Here is a 19,843-nt window from a genome sequence, read left to right as displayed (position 1 = left end):
GACCGGGGAAGGCCCGTCAGGCCCCGTCCCGAGGCTCGCCCCGAGCTCGCGAGGGGTGAGGAGGACGGGGTCCTTCTTCAGCGGTCGACCGGCGGGGCGGACTCGATCCAGGACAGGAACCCGGTCACCGTCGAGGAGTCCATCGCCAGCTCCTGCGGCCCCGCTCCGGTGCGGACGGTGAGGATCACGCTGTCGGCGGGCAGGGACAGGTCCTCGGCGGTCGGGCGACGGCGGGCGTCGACCTGGAACTGGGCGCGGCACAGGCGCCGGTTCGGCCGGACCGACAGCGACAACGCGCGGTACCAGAGCAGCATGTCGCCGGAGTACCAGGCCACGCCCACGGACCACCGGGAGGTGCCAGGGGCGCGCAGCCACATGGTGACCGCGCCCAGCCCGGAGAGCAGGAACCGCCGGCGCAGCAGGAAGGCGGCGACCAGGGCGACCAGCAACAGCCCGACGAGGACCAGGACGACGGTGGTCACCGGGCGGGTCTCGTCGGCCGAGGGCGGGTCGGGACGGACTCAGGCGGCGGTCAGGCGTCCTGGCCGGCGGCGCGGAGCCGGGACTGGGCTCGCCTCGCGGCGGCTACGGCCTCTGGGTCGTCGCGGTCCTGCTCCGCGCGGCGGAGCGCCTCGCGGGCCCGCTCCACGTCGATGTCGGTGGAGATCTCGGCGGTCTCGGCCAGGATCGAGACGCCTCGCTCGGTCACCGAGAGGAAGCCACCGTGCGCGGCGACGACGAGGTCCTCCCCGGACTCCGTGCGGATGGTCACGACGCCACCGGGAGCCAGCTCGCCCAGCAGGGGCGAGTGACCGGGCATGACACCGAGCTCACCCTCGGTCGTGCGGGCGATGACCATGCTGGCCTCACCGGACCAGAGCATCTTCTCCACGGCCACGAGCTCGACCTGCAGGGTCGCCACGTCAGTCCTCCAGGGTCATCGACCGCCCGTGCCAGGCCGGTGATGCGGGCCGCCGGTCCGGACGGACGCGGCAGCGGGTCCCTGACACTGTACCGGCGGCCGGGCCCCGGTCCCGCCACAGGCTGCCGGTCCTCCCCGTCCACCGCCCCGATCGAGGGAGCTCGGTCCTCTGCCGACCACGTCATGGGCCGGCGGGTGGTGGTTCCGTCAGCAGACGGTGCGGCGGTAGACCACCGTCCAGCGCCCCAGCCGCAGCTGCGGGTGCCACACCACCGATGGCGGTGCCCACTCGGCCGTGTCGAACGGCTCGCTGTCCACGGGCAGCGGCGCGTACGGCGGCCAGCTCCACTCGAGGACGTCGCCCGGGGCCACCTGGCCGTCGGTCTCCCCGCAGGATCCCGCCGCGGGCCCGCCGGAGGCGGGGGGCAGGGTGGTGCTTCTGCTGTGCACGAGTCGTTCTCCTGTGCGTGACGCCCGCCGCTCGGACGTACCGGAACTCATGTTCGTCACCTGGCCACCCGAACTTGAGGCCCTGCGCTCCCGGCCACTCGAACGGATGGCGTGCCGCCAGCACAGCGGCGCCGTGCGTACGCAGACCGTCACGGCCGGGAAGCACGACGGCCGGGCACCCCCGAAGGGATGCCCGGCCGTGGCGAGGTGCTGGAACGGCCCCCTCGCAGGGCGAGGGGGTCTTCCTCAGCTCTTCTTGAGCTTGTCGTAGTTCCGCTCGAGGTCCTCGAGGCCACCGCACATGAAGAAGGCCTGCTCCGGCACGTGGTCGTAGTCGCCCACCGTCAGGGCCTTGAAGGCCTCCAGCGTCTCGGTGAGCGGGACGTAGGACCCGGGCTGCCCGGTGAACGCCTCGGCGACGAACATGTTCTGCGAGAGGAACCGCTCGATGCGACGGGCGCGGTTGACGGTGAGCTTGTCCTCTTCGCCGAGCTCGTCGATGCCGAGGATCGCGATGATGTCCTGCAGCTCCTGGTAACGCTGCAGGATCCGCTGGACCTCACGGGCGGTGTCGTAGTGCTCCTGCCCGATGTACTGCGCGTCGAGGATCCGGCTGGTGGAGTCCAGCGGGTCGACGGCCGGGTAGATGCCCTTCTCCGAGATCGGCCGGGAGAGCACGGTCGTCGCGTCGAGGTGGGCGAACGTGGTGTGCGGCGCCGGGTCGGTGATGTCGTCGGCGGGCACGTAGATCGCCTGCAGCGAGGTGATGGACCGACCCCGCGTGGAGGTGATCCGCTCCTGGAGAGTGCCCATCTCGTCGGCCAGGGTCGGCTGGTAGCCCACGGCGGAGGGCATGCGCCCCAGCAGCGTGGAGACCTCGGAGCCGGCCTGGGTGAACCGGAAGATGTTGTCGATGAAGAGCAGCACGTCCTGGTCCTGCTCGTCGCGGAAGTACTCCGCCATCGTCAGGGCCGACAGGGCCACGCGGAGCCGGGTGCCCGGCGGCTCGTCCATCTGGCCGAAGACCAGTGCGGTCGAGTTGATGACACCGGACTCGGTCATCTCGGTGATGAGGTCGTTGCCCTCACGGGTGCGCTCCCCGACGCCGGCGAACACCGACACACCACCGAACTCCTGGGCGACGCGACGGATCATCTCCTGGATGAGCACCGTCTTGCCGACACCGGCACCGCCGAAGAGGCCGATCTTCCCACCGCGGACGTAGGGGGTCAGCAGGTCGATGACCTTGATCCCCGTCTCCAGCAGCTCGGTACGGCCTTCCAGCTGGTCGAACTTGGGCGCGTTGCGGTGGATCGACCAGTGCAGGGCGTCCTCGGCGTAGCCCGGGGTGTCCAGGCACTCCCCCAGGGCGTTGAACACGTGGCCGGTCACCACGTCGCCGACGGGCACCATGATCGGGGACCCGGTGTCGCTCACCGGGGCGCCGCGGACCAGACCGTCGGTCGGGGCCATCGAGATGGTGCGGACCACGTTGTCGCCCAGGTGCTGGGCGACCTCGAGGGTCAGCGTCTTGCCCAGGTCGGCGAGGGTGACCTCGACCTTGAGGGCGTTGAAGAGCTCGGGCATCGCGTCGCGGGGGAACTCGACGTCGACGACCGGGCCCGTGACCCGGACGACGCGGCCTGCGCCGACGGTCTCCTGGCTGGACGGACGTTCCTCGGTGACGGTCATCTGTGCTGCTCTCCTGCCCTCGGGCTCGGTGGTCTCGCGTCTTGATGGTCCCCGTCCGCGGCGGTCGGTGCCGCGGACGGGGCGGGTGGCTCAGTCGTCGGCGTTGGCCGACACGAGTGCGTCAGCACCGCCGACGATCTCGCTGATCTCCTGGGTGATCTCCGCCTGACGGGCCGCGTTGGCCTGCCGGGAGAGGTTCTTGGCCAGCTCCTCGGCGTTGTCCGACGCCGACTTCATCGCCCGGCGGCGCGACGCCGACTCCGAGGCGGCTGCCTCGAGCAGCGCCGCGTAGATCCGGGTGGTCACGTACTTCGGCAGCAACGCGTCCAGCAACTGCTCGGGCGACGGCTCGAACTCGTACGACGGCGTGATGTCGGAGCTGCGCGACTCCTCGACCTGTGCGTCGCGGTCGTCCCGCAGCTCGTCGACCTCCTCCACGACCAGTGGCGCCATGCGGTTGGCCACCGGCACCTGGGAGAGCAGGGACCGGAACTCGGTGTAGACGATGTGCAGTTCGTCCACGCCGAGCACGTCGTCGGCACCGCCGCCGGTCTCGTCGTCGTCCTCACCTGCGGTGAAGGCGGCGATGAGGGTGCGGCCGATGTCCTGCGCATTCTCGTACCCGGGCTGCTCGGAGAACCCGCTCCAGGTCTCCTCCACGTCCCGGTCGCGGAACCGGTAGTACGTCTCGCCCTTGCGTCCGACGACGTAGAGCAGCGGCTCCTTGCCCTCGTCGCGGAGCAGGGCGAGGAGCTCCTCGGTCCGGCGCAGCACGTTGACGTTGTACGAGCCGGCGAACCCACGGTCGGAGGTGACCACCAGGACGGCGACCCGCCGGGGGTTCTCCCGGTCGGTCAGCAGCGGGTGGTCCAGGCTCGCCGAGCCCGCCAGCGCCGACAGCACGCGGGTGATCTCCCGGGCGTAGGGCTTGGAGGCCTCCACCCGGGCCTGGGCACGGACGATGCGCGCGGCAGCGATCAGCTCCTGAGCCGAGAAGATCTTCTTCGTCGACTGGGTGGAGCGGATCCGGCGGCGCAGCGCGCGGAGGGAACCAGCCATCGTCAGCCGGCCCGCTTGACCTGGACGGTCTCCTGGCCCCGCTCACGAGCGTCCATGGCCTCGGCCTCGGGCTCGTTGACCTGCAGCGACTCACCGTCGGAGGTCGTGAACCGACCGTAGAAGGTCTCGACCGCGGACTCGAGGCTGGCGATGGTGTCGTCCTCGAGCTTCTTCGAGGTCCGGATCGAGTCGAAGACGACGTTGTCGCCCCGGTCGACGAACTCCAGGAACTCCGACTCGAAGCGGCGGACGTCGGCCACCGGCACCTTGTCCAGCTTCCCGGTGGTGCCCAGCCACAGCGAGACGACCTCGCGCTCGACCGGGTACGGGGAGTACTGGCCCTGCTTGAGCAGCTCGACCAGACGCTGCCCCCGCTCTAGGGTCGCCCGGCTGGAGGCATCCAGGTCGGAGGAGAAGGAGGCGAAGGCCTCCAGCTCGCGGAACTGGGCCAGGTCCAGGCGCAGTCGACCGGCGACCGACTTCATCGCCTTGATCTGCGCCGAACCGCCGACCCGGGACACCGACACGCCCACGTTGATCGCCGGGCGGACACCGGAGTTGAAGAGGCCGGTCTCCAGGAAGATCTGGCCGTCGGTGATCGAGATGACGTTGGTCGGGATGTACGCCGAGACGTCGTTGCCCTTGGTCTCGATGAGCGGCAGACCGGTCATCGAGCCCGCACCCAGCTCGTCGTTCAGCTTGGCGCAACGCTCCAGCAGGCGGGAGTGCAAGTAGAAGACGTCGCCGGGGTAGGCCTCACGGCCCGGCGGGCGGCGCAGCAGCAGCGACACGGCGCGGTAGGCCTCGGCCTGCTTGGACAGGTCGTCGAACACGATGAGGACGTGCTTGCCCTCGTACATCCAGTGCTGGCCGATGGCCGAGCCGGTGTAGGGGGCGATGTACTTGAAGCCGGCGGCCTCGGAGGCGGGGGCGGCGACGATGGTCGTGTACTCCAACGCGCCGGCGTCCTCGAGCGCGGCCTTGGTCGCCGCGATCGTCGACCCCTTCTGGCCGACCGCCACGTAGATGCAGCGCACCTGCTGGGCCGGGTCACCGGTCGCCCAGGCCTGCTTCTGGTTGATGATCGTGTCCAGCGCGATCGCCGACTTGCCGGTCTGCCGGTCGCCGATGATCAGCTGCCGCTGACCGCGGCCGATCGGCGTCATGGCGTCGATGGCCTTGATGCCGGTCTGCATCGGCTCGTGCACCGACTGCCGCTGCACCACGGTCGGCGCCTGCAGCTCCAGGGCGCGCCGGGTGGTGGTCTCGATCGGGCTGCCGCCATCGATGGCGTTGCCCAGCGGGTCGACGACCCGGCCGAGGAAGCCGTCGCCGACGGGGACCGAGAGGACCTCGCCGGTCCGGCGGACCGTCTGGCCCTCCTCGATGCCGGAGAAGTCACCCAGGATGACGACGCCGACCTCGCGCACGTCGAGGTTCAGGGCCAGGCCACGCACGCCGCCCTCGAACTCGAGCAGCTCGTTGGTCATGACCGAGGGCAGGCCCTCGACCCGGGCGATCCCGTCGCCGGACTCGGTGACGACCCCGACCTCTTCCCGGGAGACGTCCGGGGTGTAGTCGGTGACGTAGTTCTGGATGGCACTGCGGATCTCGTCCGCGGAGATCGTCAGCTCGGCCATGGCTCTGCGTCCTCTTCCTGCTGGTGTCTGTGGTGGTGCGGTGCGGCGGTGCCGGTCGAGCTGGTTCAGCCGGCGAGCCGCCGGCCGCTGGCCTCGAGTCGCGCAGCGATGCTGCCGTTGATGACCTCGTCGTCCACCCGGACGACCAGGCCACCGAGCACGTCGGGGTCGACCTGGACCTGCAGGCCCATCGTCCGCCCATAGAGCCGGCCGAGCACGTCGATGAGCCGCTGCTCCTGCGCGGCCGTCAACGGGACGGCGGAGGTCACGTGGGCGACCGAACGTCCCCGGCGGCGCGCGGCCATCGTGGACAGCCGCTCGACCTCGTTCTCCGGGTTGTGCACGTGCGAGCTGGTCAGTGCGTTCCGCACCAGCCGCTCGGTCACCGGGCTGACCCGGCCGGAGAGCAGCCGGTCGAGGAGGGCGGTCTTGCCCTCCCGCGGCGCGGACCGGTCACCCAGGATGCGGGCGAGGTCGGCGTCACCGGCCACGATGCGGCCGAACCGGAACAGCTCGTCCTCCACCCCCTCCAGCTCGCCACGCGCGTCGGCGGCGTCCAGCGCCGCCTCGGTGCCGAGGGTCTCGGTCGCCTCCACGAGGTCCCGCGGACGGGACCAGCGCTGCCGGGCGACCGTCTCGACGACCGACAGGGTGTCGGCACCGAGCTGGCCGGAGAGCAGCCGCTGAGCCAGGCCGGCGCGGTCGTCGGGCCGCACGGAGGCGTCCGACAGCGCGCGCCGCAGCGACGGCTGGCTGTCCAGCAGGTTCGCCACCGCGAAGAGCTCGTCGGCCAGGGTGAGCAGGACGTCACCGTGGTTGCGGCTGCGGGCCCCCTGGGACTTCTCCTGGAGGCTCGCCCGCGACTCCTCCATCGCGGCCCGGCTGGAGGCGTGCATCAGCGCTTGCCCTCGGGGACGTACACCGAGCTGCCGGTGTTGGCGCCCTCCGCCGGCTGCACCGCGCCGTTGCCGGCGGGGTTGCTCGCGGCCATCTGGTCCAGCTCGTCGAGGAACCGGTCGACGGTCCCGCTGCGGCGGGCGTCGTCGGCCAGGGACTCGCCGACCACCCGGCCGGCCAGCTCGACGGCGAGGCTGCCGATCTGGCCACGCAGCTCGGCCACGACCTGCTGACGGGAGGCAGCGAGCTGCTCCTCGCCGCGGGCCACGATCCGGGCCGACTCCTCCTGGGCCTGGGCGCGCAGCTGCTCGATGATCTGCTGCCCCTCGGCCCGGGCGGAGTCCCGGATCTGGGCGGCCTCGTTGCGGGCCTCGGCGAGCTGGGCCCGGTACTGCTCCAGCGCCGCCTTGGCCTCGGCCTGCATGGCCTCGGCCCGCTCGATCCCGCCCTCGATCGCAGCGCGCCGGGCCTGGAAGACCTGCTCGAACCGTGGCGCGACGAACTTGACCACCACGAACAGCAGGACCGCGAAGGCGATCAAGCCGACGATGATCTCGCCGAAGGGCGGGAGGAGCGGGTTCGCGCTCTCCGCAGCCAGGATGCTCATGCTCTCAACGTCCTCGTCTGGGTGTCAGTGACCGAACTCGTCCGACGAGTGCGGATCAGGTGCCGTAGACGAGGGGGGCGACGAAGCCGATCAGTGCCAGCGCCTCGGCCAGGGCGAAGCCCAGGAAGGCGTAGGTACGGGTCAGGCCGGCCGACTCGGGCTGACGTGCGGTGGCCTGGATGTAGGCGGCCCAGACGAGGCCCACACCGATGCCGGGGCCGATCGTGGCGATGCCGTAGCCGACCGAACCGATGCTGCCCTCGAGCTCTGCGAGTACCTCGATCATTGCGGGGTGTTCCTCCTGTGTCGTCGCCCGGTGGTCACCGGGCGGCTGGCGGGGTCCTGCGGGTGGTGCAGTTCATGGGAGCGGCCCGGCGTGCGGGCCACCGTGGTGCGGGTCAGTGGGCCGCTTCGACGGAGCCGTTGAGGTAGGTGCCCATCAGCATCGTGAAGACGTAGGCCTGCAGGAAGATGACCAGCAGCTCGAAGAACGTCATCACGATCGCCATCAGCGCGGAGATCGGCCCGAACACGGCCGAGAAGTTGCCGACCGACAGCAGGTAGGTGGCCCCGAGGGCGAACGTCACCAGCAGCATGTGGCCGGCGAACATGTTCGCGAAGAGTCGGATCGCCAGCGTGAACGGCCGCACGATGAAGTTCTGCAGCAGTTCCAGCGGCGTGATCAGCAGGTACATCGGCTTCGGCACGCCGGGCAGGAACATGATGTCCCGGAAGTAGGGCCACAGCCCCTGGTTCTTGATCCCGACCACGATGTAGACGACCCAGCAGATGAGCGCCAGCACCAGCGGGAACGCGAACTTCGACATCGGCGAGATCTGGGCGAAGGGGATGATCGCCATCAGGTTGTTCGCCAGGATGAAGAAGAACAGCGAGGCGAGGAACGGGGCGAACGGCAGGCCCTTGGGGCCGACGACGTCCCGGGCGATCCCGTCCCGGATGAACGAGTAGCCGGTCTCCCCGATGAACTGCATCTTGCCGGGGACGATCTCCGGCTTGCGGACCGTGGCCACCAGGAAGGCGATCATGGCCAGCGTGGCCACCCAGGCGATGATCGTGATCCGGGTGATCTCGAAGCCGACACCCAGCACGGAGAAGCTGGTCAGAACCTCGGGGTAGAACTCACCGATGCCCGGGGGCGTGAAGCCGCCGCCGGGGTCGCTCTCCACAGCGAGCACGTCGCCGAGCGCGTGGGCGCTGGAGGTCACCGTTGTCCCTTCTGCGTCCTGGGCCGGCTCCGTCGTCCGCCCGGGGGGTGTCCGGCGTCCCGCCCGGAGGCCGGATCGGGTTCGCCGTATGTCTTGACCACCACGTAGATGGCCACTGCCACGCCGAGGATGATCCCGACCGGGAAGAACACTCGCGTGTCCAGCCACTGGTCGATCAGCCACCCGACCCCGCCCCACACCGCCATCCCGGACAGGAGCGTCCCGGTGACCGCCCAGCCCATGTCGGCCCCGCTGGGCTGACGAGCTGGACGCGCAGGTCGTGGTCGTGCGCCCCCAGGTTCGGAGGTGTCCTCGGCCATCGCTTCGGACACTATCAGCCGCGCGGCGCCGGGTTTTCCGGGGAATGCCGCCGCTCCCCCGGTGGGGTCGGCGGTGGGACGTAGAACAACTGCCGGGTCCAGACCCAGCGCAGCTGCACACCGCTCCACAACAGCGCGCCGGCGACCACCGTCCAGGCCAGCACCTGGCGGTCCGGCCACCCGTCGGCCGGGAGGCCGGTCAGCAGCGGGAAGAGCACCAGCGCCTTGAGCCCGAACGTGCCCAGCGCCGCCGGCATCGTCCACGTGTCGTCCACCTTGCCGGCCCACGCGACGACCAGCCCGGAGACGCAGAAGAACGCCGTCACGACGGTCGCACCGATGACCACGGTCAGCGCATCCGCCCAGGTCAGGGCGACGCCGACGGCGACGGCAGCCACCGCGGTCACCACCGCGGTGACCAGCAGCCCGATCCGGAGGAAGGACAGGTCCCAGGGGGCGTCCCCGGTCGCCCGGGCGCCGCTCATCGGCGCACCCCGGCCGGGGTGGACGGTGCGACAGGGGTCGGGGGGCGCGTCGTCCCGGCGCCGTCCCGGACGGCACGGCTGGCGGGGTGCGCGGCACGGCTGCGCTCCTTCATCGCCGCGAGCTCGGCCTCACGGGCCGCGATCGCCGCCCGGCGGGCGCGTGGGCTCAGCACGACGACGACGCCCACCACGAGCAGCGCGCCCACGATCACCAGGACCTCGACGGTGCCACCGGTGATGGACAGGGCGACGGCGCCGAAGCTCAGCAGCGCGGCCCAGAAGTACATGATCAGGACGGCCCGGCGGTGCGAGTGGCCGATCGACAGCAGCCGGTGGTGCAGGTGCATCTTGTCCGGGCTGAACGGCGACTGTCCCCGCCGGGTGCGGCGCACCACGGCCATCAGCAGGTCGATGAACGGGATGAACAGCACGGCGATCGGCACGAGCAGCGGCAGGGTCAGCGGCAACAGGCTGGCCGCCGAGCCGAGGGTCTGCGAGTCGGTCTGCCCGGTGGCCGAGACCGCGGCGGCCGACAGCATCAGCCCGACCAGCATCGAGCCGGAGTCGCCCATGAAGATCCGGGCCGGGCTGAAGTTGTGCGGCAGGAAGCCCAGACAGGCCCCCGCCAGCACGGCGGTGATCAGCGCCGGTGCGCTGGCCACGTCGTCGAAGCCGACCAGCCCCAGGTGGTAGCTGTAGGCGAAGAAGGCCAGCGCCGCGATCGCCGAGACACCGGCCGCCAGCCCGTCCAGCCCGTCGATGAAGTTCAGCGCGTTGACCGTCAGGACGGTCAGCAGGATCGTCGCCGGCACCCCGACGTCCGGGCCCAGGGAGAGGGTGCCGATGTCGGCGACCGGCAGGAACACGTAGGCCAGCTGCACGCCGAGCAGCACCATCACCCCGGCCGCGGCGATCTGGCCGGTCAGCTTGGTGAGCGCGTCCAGGCCGAACCGGTCGTCGAGCACCCCCAGCGCGCAGATCAGCCCGCCGGCCACCAGGACGGCGATCGTCTGGGTGCTGAACTCGAAGCTGCGCTGCAGCGAGGGCAGCTGCGAGGCGACCAGGACGCCGGCCGCGACGCCGAGGTACATCGCCACTCCCCCGCCCCGCGGGGTGGGGATGACGTGCACGTCGCGGTCACGGACCGCCGCCATCACCCGGAACCGGACCGCCGCCACCCGCACCACCGGCGTGGCCAGGAAGGTGACCAGCGCGGCGGCGAGGAGGACGACGGCGTACTCGCGCACGGCTCAGCCGACGCGCGTGGGCTCGGGGTAGGCAGGGTGGGCGCCGACCAGTTCGCGCACCCCGGCCGCGACCTCGGTCGTCCGGGAGCCGTCGGCGTCCCGGATCGCGGTGCCGATGAGCGAGGCGATCGACTTCATGTCGTCCTCCACCATGCCCTGGGTGGTGACCGAGGGGCTGCCGACCCGGACGCCGGAGGCGACCGAGGCCGGCTGCGGGTCGAAGGGGATGGCGTTCTTGTTCAGCACGATGCCGGCCGCGTCGCAGCGGGCCTCGGCGATCTTGCCGGTGACCAGCTCGCCGGCGGTGTCGGTGACCTCGCGCAGGTCCAGCAGCGCCAGGTGGGTGTCGGTGCCGCCGGCGACCGGCCGCAGGCCCTCGGCGGCCAGGCCCTCGGTGAGCGCCTGGGCGTTGGTGATCACCTGACGGGCGTAGGCCTGGTACTCCGGCTGCAGGCACTCCTTGAGGTTCACCGCCTTCGCCGCGATGGCGTGCATGAGCGGGCCGCCCTGCATCATCGGGAAGGCCGACTTGTCGATGGCCTTGGCGTGCTCGGCCTTGCAGACGATCGCCCCGCCACGGGGGCCGCGCAGCACCTTGTGCGTGGTGAAGGTGACGACGTCGGCGTAGGGCACCGGCGAGGGGATCGCCTTGCCGGCCACCAGGCCGATGAAGTGCGCCGCGTCGACCATGAAGACAGCGCCCACCTCGTCGGCGATCTCCCGGAAGGCGGCGAAGTCGATCAGCCGCGGGATCGCCGAGCCACCGGCGACGATCAGCTTGGGCCGGTGCTCGCGGGCGAGGTCGCGCACCTGGTCGTAGTCGATGTGCTCGGTCGTCTCGTCGACCCCGTACTGGACGGCGTTGAACCACTTGCCGGAGAAGGAGACCTTGGTGCCGTGGGTGAGGTGCCCGCCGTGCGGCAGCGCCATGCCCAGCAGGGTGTCGCCGGGCTGCAGGAAGGCACCGTAGGCTGCCAGGTTGGCGCTGGCACCGGAGTGCGGCTGCAGGTTGACGTGCTCGGCGCCGAACAGCTCCTTGCCCCGGGCGATGCCGATCTCCTCGGCCCGGTCGACGACCTCGCAGCCGCCGTAGTACCGGCGCCCCGGGTAGCCCTCGGCGTACTTGTTCGACAGCGTGCTCCCCAGCGCGGCCAGGACGGCGGGGCTGGTGAAGTTCTCGCTGGCGATCAGTTGCAGGCCGCCCCGCAGCCGGTCGAGCTCGTCGAGGACGACGCCGGAGATCTCCGGGTCGAAGTCGGCCAGGGCGTCGAAGTCCGGGCCCCAGTAGGGGGTGCTCATCGCGGGTGCACTCCTGCTGCTCGGTGCGGGTGCCCGCGTGCACTCGTCGATGAGGGCCGCGCGGCTGTCGCACCACGGTATCGCTGTGGCGCGGCGACGGTCCGCATCGCACCGCGGCCGACTGTCGTTCCCCCGTGAGGTGAGTCGCTCGGGACGGCCGTCGGACGCCCTGCGGCCCGGTGAGGCCCCGTCCAGAGGCTCGCCCCGAGCTCGCGAGGGGTGAGGAGGACGGGGTCCTTCCTCAGTCCGTGATGTCGGGGACGACCTCGCGCAGCTGCTCCAGCTCGATGGCGCCCAGGCGGAGCACCCGAGGGGTCGGGGCCGTGCAGTCGACGATCGTGCTGGGCGCCGAGCCGGTCCGCGGCCCCCCGTCCAGGACCACCGCGGCGTGCTCGCCCAGCTGGTAGGCCGCCTCCGCCGCGGTCGTGCCGGCCGGGCGGCCGGAGCGGTTGGCGCTGGAGACCGCGAGCGGGCCGGTGCGCCGCAGCAGGTCCCGGGTCACGTCGTCGTCCGGCAGCCGGACGGCGACCGTCCCCTCGGCGTCCCCGAGGTCCCACGCCAGCGACGGTGCGTGCTCCACCACCAGGGTCAGGCCGCCGGGCCAGAAGGCCGCGGCCAGCTCGTGGGCCACCTGGGGCACGGTGACGACCAGCCCGGCCAGCGTGGAGGCCTCCCCCACCAGCACCGGGACCGGCATGTTGCGGCCCCGGTTCTTGGCCGCCAGCAGCCGGGTGACCGCGCCCGGGGTGAACGCGTCGGCGGCCACCCCGTAGACGGTGTCGGTGGGGAGCAGCACGAGCTCACCGCGGGACAGCGCCATGGCGGCAGCGGTCAGCCCCGCCTCGCGCTGGTCAGGGTCACTGCAGTCGAAGACGTCGGCCACGGCTCGGGAGTCTGTCACTGTCCCCGCGGGGACGACCGGGCGGTCGTGTAGCGCGGCCGGTCGGCGAGGTCACGGTGGTCGGCGACGTCGGCCCACCGGCCGTGGGCCCGGACCAGCGCCGGCAGCGCACTCCCCTGCTGGTCGGCGTGCTCGATGCCCAGCCAGCCGCCGGGGCGCAGCAGGCGGGCGGCCGTGCCCAGCATCCCGCGGACGACGTCGAGCCCGTCCGGCCCGCCCCACAGCGCCAGCGGCGGGTCGTGCTCGGTGACCTCCCGGGGCAGCCGGGCGCCGTCGGGCACGTAGGGCGGGTTGGAGACGACGACGTCCACGGCGCCGTCCAGCTCGGACAGCAGCGCCGGGTTGGTCATGTCGCCGGCCAGCACCTCGACGGGGGTGTCACCGGCCGCGGCGCGGGCCGCGGCGTTGTGCCGGGTCCACTCGATCGCCGCGGCGTCCCGCTCGACGGCCACGACCCGGGCGCCGGGGTGCTCGTTGGCCACCGCGAGCGCGATCGCACCGGAGCCCGCACCCAGGTCGACGACGGTGGGCGCGGCCAGCCCGGTGATCCTGGTCAGCACCCAGCCGGCGACGAGCTCGGTCTCCGGGCGGGGCACGAAGACCCCGGGACCGACCGACAGCTCGAGGTGCCGGAAGGGTGCGGTCCCGGTGAGGTGCTGCAGCGGGACCCGGGCGGCGCGCTCCTCGACCAGTGCGGCGTACCGGGCTGCCTGCTCGTCGGGCACCTCGCCGAGGGTCAGCAGCGCCGTGCGCGTCACCCCGAGGACGGCGGCCAGCAGCAGCTCGGCGTCCACCCGGGGCGACTCCACGCCGGCCGCGGCGAGCCGCCGGACGGCGTCGCCGAGCAGCGCCCGGCCGGTCGACGGGGTGGTGCTCAGGAGCCGACCGCCAGCAGCTCGGCGGTCGCGGCCGCGGTCAGCGCGTCCAGGACCGGGTCGAGGTCGCCGTCCAGCACCTGGTCGAGGTTGTGCGCCTTGAAGCCGACCCGGTGGTCGGCGATGCGGTTCTCCGCGAAGTTGTAGGTGCGCACCCGCTCGCTGCGGTCGACCGTCCGCACCTGGCTGCGCCGCTGGTCCGACGCGGTGGCGGCGGCCTCCTCCCGCGCGGCGGCGAGCAGCCGGGAGCGCAGCACCCGCAGGGCCGACTCGCGGTTCTGCAGCTGGCTCTTCTCGTTCTGCGAGCTCACCACGATCCCGGAGGGCAGGTGGGTGATCCGCACCGCGGAGTCGGTGGTGTTGACGCTCTGCCCACCCGGCCCGGAGGAGCGGAAGACGTCGATGCGCAGGTCGTTCGGGTCGACGCTGACGTCGACCTCCTCGGCCTCGGGGAGCACGAGCACCCCGGCCGCCGACGTGTGGATCCGGCCCTGGGACTCGGTGACCGGGACCCGCTGCACGCGGTGCACGCCGGCCTCGAACTTCAGCCGGGCGAAGATGCCCTCGTCGGTGCGCGACTTGATCGCCACGGCGACGTCCTTGTACCCGCCCAGCTCGGCCGGGACGGCGTCGAGGACCTCGGTCGCCCAGCCGCGCCGCTCGGCGTAGCGCAGGTACATCCGCAACAGGTCGCCGGCGAACAGCGCCGACTCCGCCCCGCCCTCCCCGGCCTTGATCTCGAGGATGACGTCCTTGTCGTCGTCGGGGTCCTTGGGCAGCAGCAGCTCGGTGAGCCGGCCGGTCAGCTCCCCGACGCGCCCCGTCAGCTCGTCGGCCTCGGCGGCGAAGGAGGCGTCCTCCCCGGCGAGCTCGCGGGCCGCGGTGAGGTCGTCCGTCGCGGCGTCGAGCTGGCGCGCGGTCTCCACGACCGGGGCGAGCTGGGCGTACCGCCGGCCCAGCCGACGGGCCCGGGCGGCATCGCCGTGCACCGCCGGGTCGGCGAGCTCGGCCTCCAGCTCGCGGTGCTCGGCGAGCAGGCCGGCGAGCCGGTCGCTGCCGGCTCCGGTGCTGCTGCTCACGGGCACTCCTCTGGTCTTCGGTCCCGACAGGCCGCGGGCGGGTGGGGCGGACATGACGACGGCGCCCGCGCCGCCCTGGTGCAGGGCGGCGCGGGCGCCGTCGGGGGTGCTACTTGTCGGCCGGGGTGCCGGCGGCGCGCTTGCCGAACCGCTTCTCGAAGCGGGCGACGCGGCCACCGGTGTCCAGGATCTTCTGCTTGCCGGTGTAGAAGGGGTGGCACGCCGAGCAGACCTCGACGGTCAGCTGACCGGACGGCGAGGTGCTGCGGGTGGTGAACGTGTTACCGCAACCACAGGTCACCGCGGTGACGTTGTACTGCGGGTGGATGTCGGCCTTCATGCCGGTACACCCTCTCTCTGGTCTCGTGGTCTGCTGGTCAGTCTGCTGGTCAGTCTGCTGGTCATGGCACCGTCGGGGAACTGGGCGACCCCTGACGGCAGAGGCTCGATCGCCCAGTGTACGGCCCCCCTGCCGGGGCCCCGTCGCGAGCTGGCTCGCGACGGGGCGCAGGGGGCCTTCGTCAGTCCTTCTCGTTCACGCCCAGCGTCGTCTTCTGCACCTGCATCAGGAACTCGATGTTGTTGCGCGTCTTGCGCATCCGGTCGAGCAGCAGCTCCAGGGCCTGCTGGGGCTCCAGGGCGGACAGCACCCGGCGCAGCTTGATGATGATCGCCAGCTCGTCGGGCGAGAGGAGGATCTCCTCCTTGCGGGTGCCCGAGGCGTTCACGTCGACCGCGGGGAAGACCCGCTTGTCGGCCAGCCGCCGGTCCAGCTTGATCTCGGCGTTCCCGGTGCCCTTGAACTCCTCGAAGATGACCGTGTCCATCGTGGAACCGGTCTCGACCAGCGCCGAGGCGATGATCGTCAGCGAGCCGCCGTTCTCGATGTTGCGAGCCGCACCGAGGAAGCGCTTGGGCGGGTAGAGCGCCGTGGAGTCGACGCCACCGGAGAGGATGCGCCCGCTGGCGGGGGCCGCCAGGTTGTAGGCGCGGCCCAGCCGGGTGATCGAGTCCAGCAGGACGACGACGTCGTGGCCCATCTCGACCAGGCGCTTGGCCCGCTCGATCGACAGCTCGGCGACCGTGGTGTGGTCGGCCGGCGGCCGGTCGAAGGTCGAGGCGATGACCTCGCCCTTCACCGAGCGCTGCATGTCGGTGACCTCTTCGGGCCGCTCGTCGACCAGCACCACCATGAGGTGGACCTCGGGGTTGTTGGTCGTGATCGCGTTGGCGATCGACTGCAGCACCATCGTCTTGCCGGCCTTCGGCGGGCTGACGATCAGCGCCCGCTGGCCCTTGCCGATCGGCATGACCAGGTCGATGAGCCGGGTGGTCATGAGGTGCGACTCGGTCTCCAGCCGCAGGCGGTCCTGCGGGTAGAGCGGGGTCAGCTTGGTGAACTCAGGGCGGTTGCGCGCCTGCTCCGGGTCCAGCCCGTTGACCGAGTCCAGCCGGACCAGCGCGTTGTACTTGTCCTTCTTCTCGCCCTCACGGGGCTGACGGACGGCGCCGGTGATGGCGTCGCCGCGGCGCAAACCGTAGCGACGCACCTGGGACAGCGAGACGTAGACGTCGTTCGGGCCGGTCAGGTACCCCGACGTGCGGACGAACGCGTAGCTGTCCAGCACGTCCAGGATGCCCGCCACCGGGAGGAGGACGTCGTCCTCGCTGACGGTGGGCTCGCCCTGGTCGAAGCGCTCGCGCCCACCGGCACTGCCGCCGCGCCGGTTGCGGTCGCGGTACCGACGACCACGGCGACCGCGGCCGCCCTCGAAGTCGTCGTCGTCCTCGTCGTTCCGGGTGTCGTTCCGGGTGTCGTTGCGGCCGTCGTTGCGGTTGGCGCCCGCGTCGCCGCGGTTGCCAGGCCCGTCGTTCCGGTTGCCGGGGCCGTCGTTGCGGTTGCCGTCCCGGTTGTTGCGGCCGGGCCGACCGGACTCGCCGTCGTTGCGGTTGCGTCCGCCGCGCTGCTCCCCGTCACGGTCGGCACCCTCGCGGCTGCCCCGCTCGTCCCGGCCGGCGGAGTCCCGGTTGCGGTCCTCGCGGCTGTTGCGCTCGTCGCGGGTGCCGGAGTCGCGGTTGCGGTCCTCACGCTCGCCGGAGTCGCGGTTCCCCCGCTCCTCGCGGGTGGCGGAGTCGCGGTTGCCGGAGTCCCGGTTGCCCCGCTCCTCGCGCTCGCCGCCTTCCCGGGGCGCGCGCTCGGCGCGATCCCGGTTGCGGCTGCGCTGCGGTCGGTCACCGTCGGGGCGGGTGTCGGACTCGGCCGGCTCGGCCGCCTCGACCGTGGCCGGCTCCGCGGTGTCGTCTGCGGCGACCGGGGCGGCGGGAGCCGTGGCCGGGGAGTCGACGGTGGGCGCCCCGGCCGGACGGCTGGCTCCGCGACGGCGACGGCCAGTGGGGGCCGAGTCGGCGGGGGCCGAGTCGGCGGGAGCGGCATCGGCGGGGGCGGCGTCGGTGCTGGGGACGGTCGCCGGACCGCCGTTCGCACCGCCGCTGACCGGGGCCTCCAGGGGCGCGGCCGGAGCGGCGCTCTCGTCGGCACGGGGAGTGGGCACGCTCGGGGTGCTGGCCGGCGCACCGGCGGACGAGGTCGGTTCGGAGGCGGAGCCGGCGCCCACCTGCCGCTCGGAGATCGCGGCGACGAGGTCGCTCTTGCGCATCTTGCCGGTGCCGGGGATGCCCAGCTCGCCGGCCAGGCGCTGCAGTTCGGGCAGCAGCATGCCGGACAGTCCGCTGCCACGGCGGCGCGAACGGGGAGCCGTCCCGCTGCCGGCAGCTGCCTCGTCGGACGGGGCGGCGTCGCGCTCGCCGTCGATGAGGTCGGTGCTCTCGCTCACGTACAGGTCCTTCCCTGCGGTGACCTGCGCCTACCAGCGCAGGAGGTGACCCGGCCCCGGAACGCGAGAGCCAGTGTTGGACTCGTCGGATCGACCGGGGTGACGCGGATCTGTGGATTGCGAGGGGTTCAACGGCGACGGATCGACCGTCTGCAACGCCCCGCGTGAGGCTCGCCCGGAGGCGGCTACGTCGTCAGCCTAGACACAGGCCGACACACCTTTCAACACAGTCCGTCACGGGTGTGTTCCAGGCGCCTCGGACGATACCGCATCGTGATCACCGGACAGCGGGGTGATGACGGCGCCGGTGGGGTCGACGGGCAGCGGCCGGCACTCCCAGCCCGCCGGCGTCGCCTCGTGCAGGGCTCTCACCTGCACCGCAGCGGCCGGCGCGCCGGCGTCCTCGTCGGGACCGAGCACCGCCAGCGCCAGCACGCACGGACCGGCGCCGGAGACGACGGCGGCGTGCCCGTCGGCCCGCAGCCGGGCCAGCAGGGTGGCGCTCTCGGGCATGGCCGGCGCCCGCTGCGCCTGGTGCAGCCGGTCCTCGGTCCCCTCCAGGAGCAGGGCCGGATCGCGGGTGAGCGCGTGCACCAGGAGTGCGGAGCGACCGGCGGCGTGTGCGGCGTCGGCGTGCGGCACCGTCTCGGGCAGCAGCCCCCGGGCCAGGTGCGTGGCCAGCGTGGTGGCCGGGACGAAGAGCACCGGGGCGATCCGCGGGTCGACGGCCAGCCGCGCGGCGCGCGCGCCGGAGGCCGTCGTCCAGGACAACGTCGCCCCACCGAGCAGGCACGGGGCGACGTTGTCCGGGTGGCCCTCGAGCTCGGAGCACAGCCGCAGCACGGCCTCGGCGTCGACCTCGGCGACGTCGGGGCACAGCGCCCACGCCGCCAGGACCCCGGCGGTCACCGCCGCGGCGGAGGAGCCCATCCCCCGGCCCTGCGGGATGGTGTTGCGCGCGGACAACCGCAGGCCGGCCGGTGTCCACCCCAGCTCTGCGGAGGCGGCCCGGAACGCGCGCACCACCAGGTGCGACTCGTCGGTCGGCAGCTCACCGGCGCCGGCACCCGCCACCTCGACGGTCAGCCCACCGTCGGTGACGGCGACGTCGAGGGAGTCCCAGCAGGACAGCGCCAACCCGGCACAGTCGTAGGCCGGACCGAGGTTCGCACTCGTCGCCGGGACGCGGATCCGGACCGCGGCGGTCTGCTCCACTCAGAGACCCAGCTGTGCCGCGGCGGCGGCCGCGTCGACCGGGATGGTGACCGGTGCCGGCGCACCGGAGATCGCCCACTCCGGGTCCTTGAGGCCGTTGCCGGTGACCGTGCAGACCACCCGCTGTCCCGGCTCGAGGCCGCCGGCCTCGGCCACCTGCAGCAGACCGGCCACCGACGCGGCCGACGCCGGCTCGACGAAGACCGCCTCGCTGCGGGCCAGCAGCCGGTAGGCGGCGAGGATCGCCCGGTCGGTGACCGCGTCGATCCGGCCACCGGAGGTGTCCCGGGCGTCCAGCGCCTTCGTCCAGGACGCCGGGTTGCCGATCCGGATGGCGGTGGCGATGGTCTCGGGCCGGTCGACCACCCGACCGGTGACGATGGGCGCGGCGCCGGCGGCCTGGAAGCCCCACATCTTGGGGGTGTGGGTGGCCGGGCCGTCAGCCGCGTACTCGCGGTAGCCCTGCCAGTAGGCGGTGATGTTGCCGGCGTTGCCGACCGGCAGGCAGTGCACGTCGGGGGCGTCGCCGAGCACGTCGACGATCTCGAACGACGCCGTCTTCTGGCCCTCGATGCGGTACTGGTTGACGCTGTTGACCAGGCTGACCGGGTAGTCGATCGCCAGCTTGCTGGCCAGGGTCAGGCAGTCGTCGAAGTTGCCCTCGACCTGCAGCAGCTTCGCCCCGTGCACCAGCGCCTGGGCCAGCTTGCCGGTGGCGATCTTGCCGGTCGGGACCAGGACGGCGCAGGTCAGACCGGCCCGGGCGGCGTAGGCCGCCGCGCTGGCGCTGGTGTTGCCGGTGGAGGCGCAGATCACCGCCTGCGCGCCCTCCTCCACGGCCTTGGAGATGGCCATGGTCATGCCGCGGTCCTTGAACGACCCGGTGGGGTTGGCCCCCTCGACCTTGAGCCACACCTCGCACCCGGTGCGGCGGGACAGCTCCGGCGCCGGCAGCAGCGGGGTGGCGCCCTCCTGCAGCGTCACCACCGGGGTCGCGGCGCTCACCGGCAACCGGTCCCGGTAGGCCTCGATCAGGCCCGGCCAGTACGGCGAGACCGGGGCGCGCAGCCCCGTCGGGAGTCCAGCGCTCATGAC

The 19,843-nt window shown here is 72.4% G+C and carries 20 protein-coding genes; all 20 read right to left on the bottom strand.

Annotation, left to right across the window (positions count from 1 at the left end):
• Nucleotides 1-77: 77 nt before the first annotated feature.
• Nucleotides 78-482, bottom strand: coding sequence for a DUF2550 domain-containing protein (locus tag O2W53_RS19350; protein WP_269164693.1), 405 nt, complete (start codon nucleotides 480-482; stop codon nucleotides 78-80).
• 50 nt (nucleotides 483-532) lie between these two features.
• Nucleotides 533-922, bottom strand: a complete 390-nt coding sequence (locus O2W53_RS19345; RefSeq protein ID WP_269164692.1) for a F0F1 ATP synthase subunit epsilon — start codon at nucleotides 920-922, stop codon at nucleotides 533-535.
• 207 nt (nucleotides 923-1,129) lie between these two features.
• Nucleotides 1,130-1,372: a hypothetical protein gene (locus O2W53_RS19340; RefSeq protein WP_269164691.1), complete on the bottom strand. Its 243-nt coding sequence runs from the start codon at nucleotides 1,370-1,372 to the stop codon at nucleotides 1,130-1,132.
• 246 nt (nucleotides 1,373-1,618) lie between these two features.
• Nucleotides 1,619-3,064 carry a F0F1 ATP synthase subunit beta gene (gene atpD, locus O2W53_RS19335; RefSeq protein ID WP_036340163.1) on the bottom strand — a complete coding sequence of 482 codons (1,446 nt, stop codon included), beginning with the start codon at nucleotides 3,062-3,064 and terminating at the stop codon, nucleotides 1,619-1,621.
• Nucleotides 3,065-3,154: 90 nt separating this feature from the next.
• Nucleotides 3,155-4,123: a F0F1 ATP synthase subunit gamma gene (locus tag O2W53_RS19330; RefSeq protein WP_269164689.1), complete on the bottom strand. Its 969-nt coding sequence runs from the start codon at nucleotides 4,121-4,123 to the stop codon at nucleotides 3,155-3,157.
• Nucleotides 4,124-4,125: 2 nt separating this feature from the next.
• A complete protein-coding gene (gene atpA, locus O2W53_RS19325; protein ID WP_269164688.1) occupies nucleotides 4,126-5,763 on the bottom strand; it encodes a F0F1 ATP synthase subunit alpha in 1,638 nt (545 codons plus the stop codon).
• A 65-nt stretch (nucleotides 5,764-5,828) separates the two neighbouring features.
• Nucleotides 5,829-6,659 carry a F0F1 ATP synthase subunit delta gene (locus O2W53_RS19320; protein ID WP_269164687.1) on the bottom strand — a complete coding sequence of 277 codons (831 nt, stop codon included), beginning with the start codon at nucleotides 6,657-6,659 and terminating at the stop codon, nucleotides 5,829-5,831.
• Complete coding sequence (locus O2W53_RS19315) at nucleotides 6,659-7,267, bottom strand: F0F1 ATP synthase subunit B (protein WP_269164686.1); 609 nt, start codon at nucleotides 7,265-7,267, stop codon at nucleotides 6,659-6,661. The genes O2W53_RS19320 and O2W53_RS19315 overlap by 1 nt, the downstream gene beginning before the upstream one ends.
• Before the next feature lie 55 nt (nucleotides 7,268-7,322).
• Complete coding sequence (gene atpE, locus O2W53_RS19310) at nucleotides 7,323-7,553, bottom strand: ATP synthase F0 subunit C (RefSeq protein ID WP_014377627.1); 231 nt, start codon at nucleotides 7,551-7,553, stop codon at nucleotides 7,323-7,325.
• Between the two features lie 112 nt (nucleotides 7,554-7,665).
• On the bottom strand, nucleotides 7,666-8,493 hold the full coding sequence (gene atpB, locus O2W53_RS19305) for a F0F1 ATP synthase subunit A (RefSeq protein ID WP_036340177.1): 828 nt from the start codon (nucleotides 8,491-8,493) through the stop codon (nucleotides 7,666-7,668).
• A gap of 334 nt (nucleotides 8,494-8,827) precedes the next feature.
• On the bottom strand, nucleotides 8,828-9,298 hold the full coding sequence (locus O2W53_RS19300) for a hypothetical protein (RefSeq protein WP_269164685.1): 471 nt from the start codon (nucleotides 9,296-9,298) through the stop codon (nucleotides 8,828-8,830).
• Nucleotides 9,295-10,545 carry a glycosyltransferase family 4 protein gene (locus O2W53_RS19295; RefSeq protein ID WP_269164684.1) on the bottom strand — a complete coding sequence of 417 codons (1,251 nt, stop codon included), beginning with the start codon at nucleotides 10,543-10,545 and terminating at the stop codon, nucleotides 9,295-9,297. Before O2W53_RS19295 ends, O2W53_RS19300 begins: the two co-directional genes overlap by 4 nt.
• 3 nt (nucleotides 10,546-10,548) lie before the next feature.
• The gene (gene glyA / locus O2W53_RS19290) at nucleotides 10,549-11,844 is read right to left on the bottom strand and encodes a serine hydroxymethyltransferase (RefSeq protein ID WP_269164683.1); all 1,296 of its coding nucleotides are present in this window, start codon (nucleotides 11,842-11,844) and stop codon (nucleotides 10,549-10,551) included.
• 241 nt (nucleotides 11,845-12,085) lie between these two features.
• Entirely contained in the window at nucleotides 12,086-12,727 is a 642-nt protein-coding gene (locus tag O2W53_RS19285) for an L-threonylcarbamoyladenylate synthase (RefSeq protein WP_269164681.1), read from the bottom strand.
• Nucleotides 12,728-12,741: 14 nt separating this feature from the next.
• Complete coding sequence (gene prmC / locus O2W53_RS19280) at nucleotides 12,742-13,593, bottom strand: peptide chain release factor N(5)-glutamine methyltransferase (protein ID WP_269164738.1); 852 nt, start codon at nucleotides 13,591-13,593, stop codon at nucleotides 12,742-12,744.
• 26 nt (nucleotides 13,594-13,619) lie between these two features.
• On the bottom strand, nucleotides 13,620-14,699 hold the full coding sequence (prfA, locus tag O2W53_RS19275) for a peptide chain release factor 1 (protein WP_269164680.1): 1,080 nt from the start codon (nucleotides 14,697-14,699) through the stop codon (nucleotides 13,620-13,622).
• A gap of 109 nt (nucleotides 14,700-14,808) precedes the next feature.
• On the bottom strand, nucleotides 14,809-15,039 hold the full coding sequence (gene rpmE, locus O2W53_RS19270; protein WP_269164679.1) for a 50S ribosomal protein L31: 231 nt from the start codon (nucleotides 15,037-15,039) through the stop codon (nucleotides 14,809-14,811).
• 181 nt (nucleotides 15,040-15,220) lie between these two features.
• The gene (gene rho, locus O2W53_RS19265; RefSeq protein ID WP_269164678.1) at nucleotides 15,221-17,533 is read right to left on the bottom strand and encodes a transcription termination factor Rho; all 2,313 of its coding nucleotides are present in this window, start codon (nucleotides 17,531-17,533) and stop codon (nucleotides 15,221-15,223) included.
• 234 nt (nucleotides 17,534-17,767) lie between these two features.
• On the bottom strand, nucleotides 17,768-18,748 hold the full coding sequence (thrB, locus tag O2W53_RS19260) for a homoserine kinase (RefSeq protein ID WP_269164677.1): 981 nt from the start codon (nucleotides 18,746-18,748) through the stop codon (nucleotides 17,768-17,770).
• Complete coding sequence (thrC, locus tag O2W53_RS19255) at nucleotides 18,749-19,840, bottom strand: threonine synthase (protein WP_269164676.1); 1,092 nt, start codon at nucleotides 19,838-19,840, stop codon at nucleotides 18,749-18,751.
• Nucleotides 19,841-19,843: the final 3 nt, after the last annotated feature.

The sequence above is a fragment of the Modestobacter sp. VKM Ac-2978 genome, from assembly GCF_026968025.1.
In the GTDB taxonomy this organism is placed as follows: domain Bacteria; phylum Actinomycetota; class Actinomycetes; order Mycobacteriales; family Geodermatophilaceae; genus Modestobacter.
Note: the sequence above shows the minus strand (reverse complement) of the source record. Positions and strands in the feature narration are given on the sequence as shown.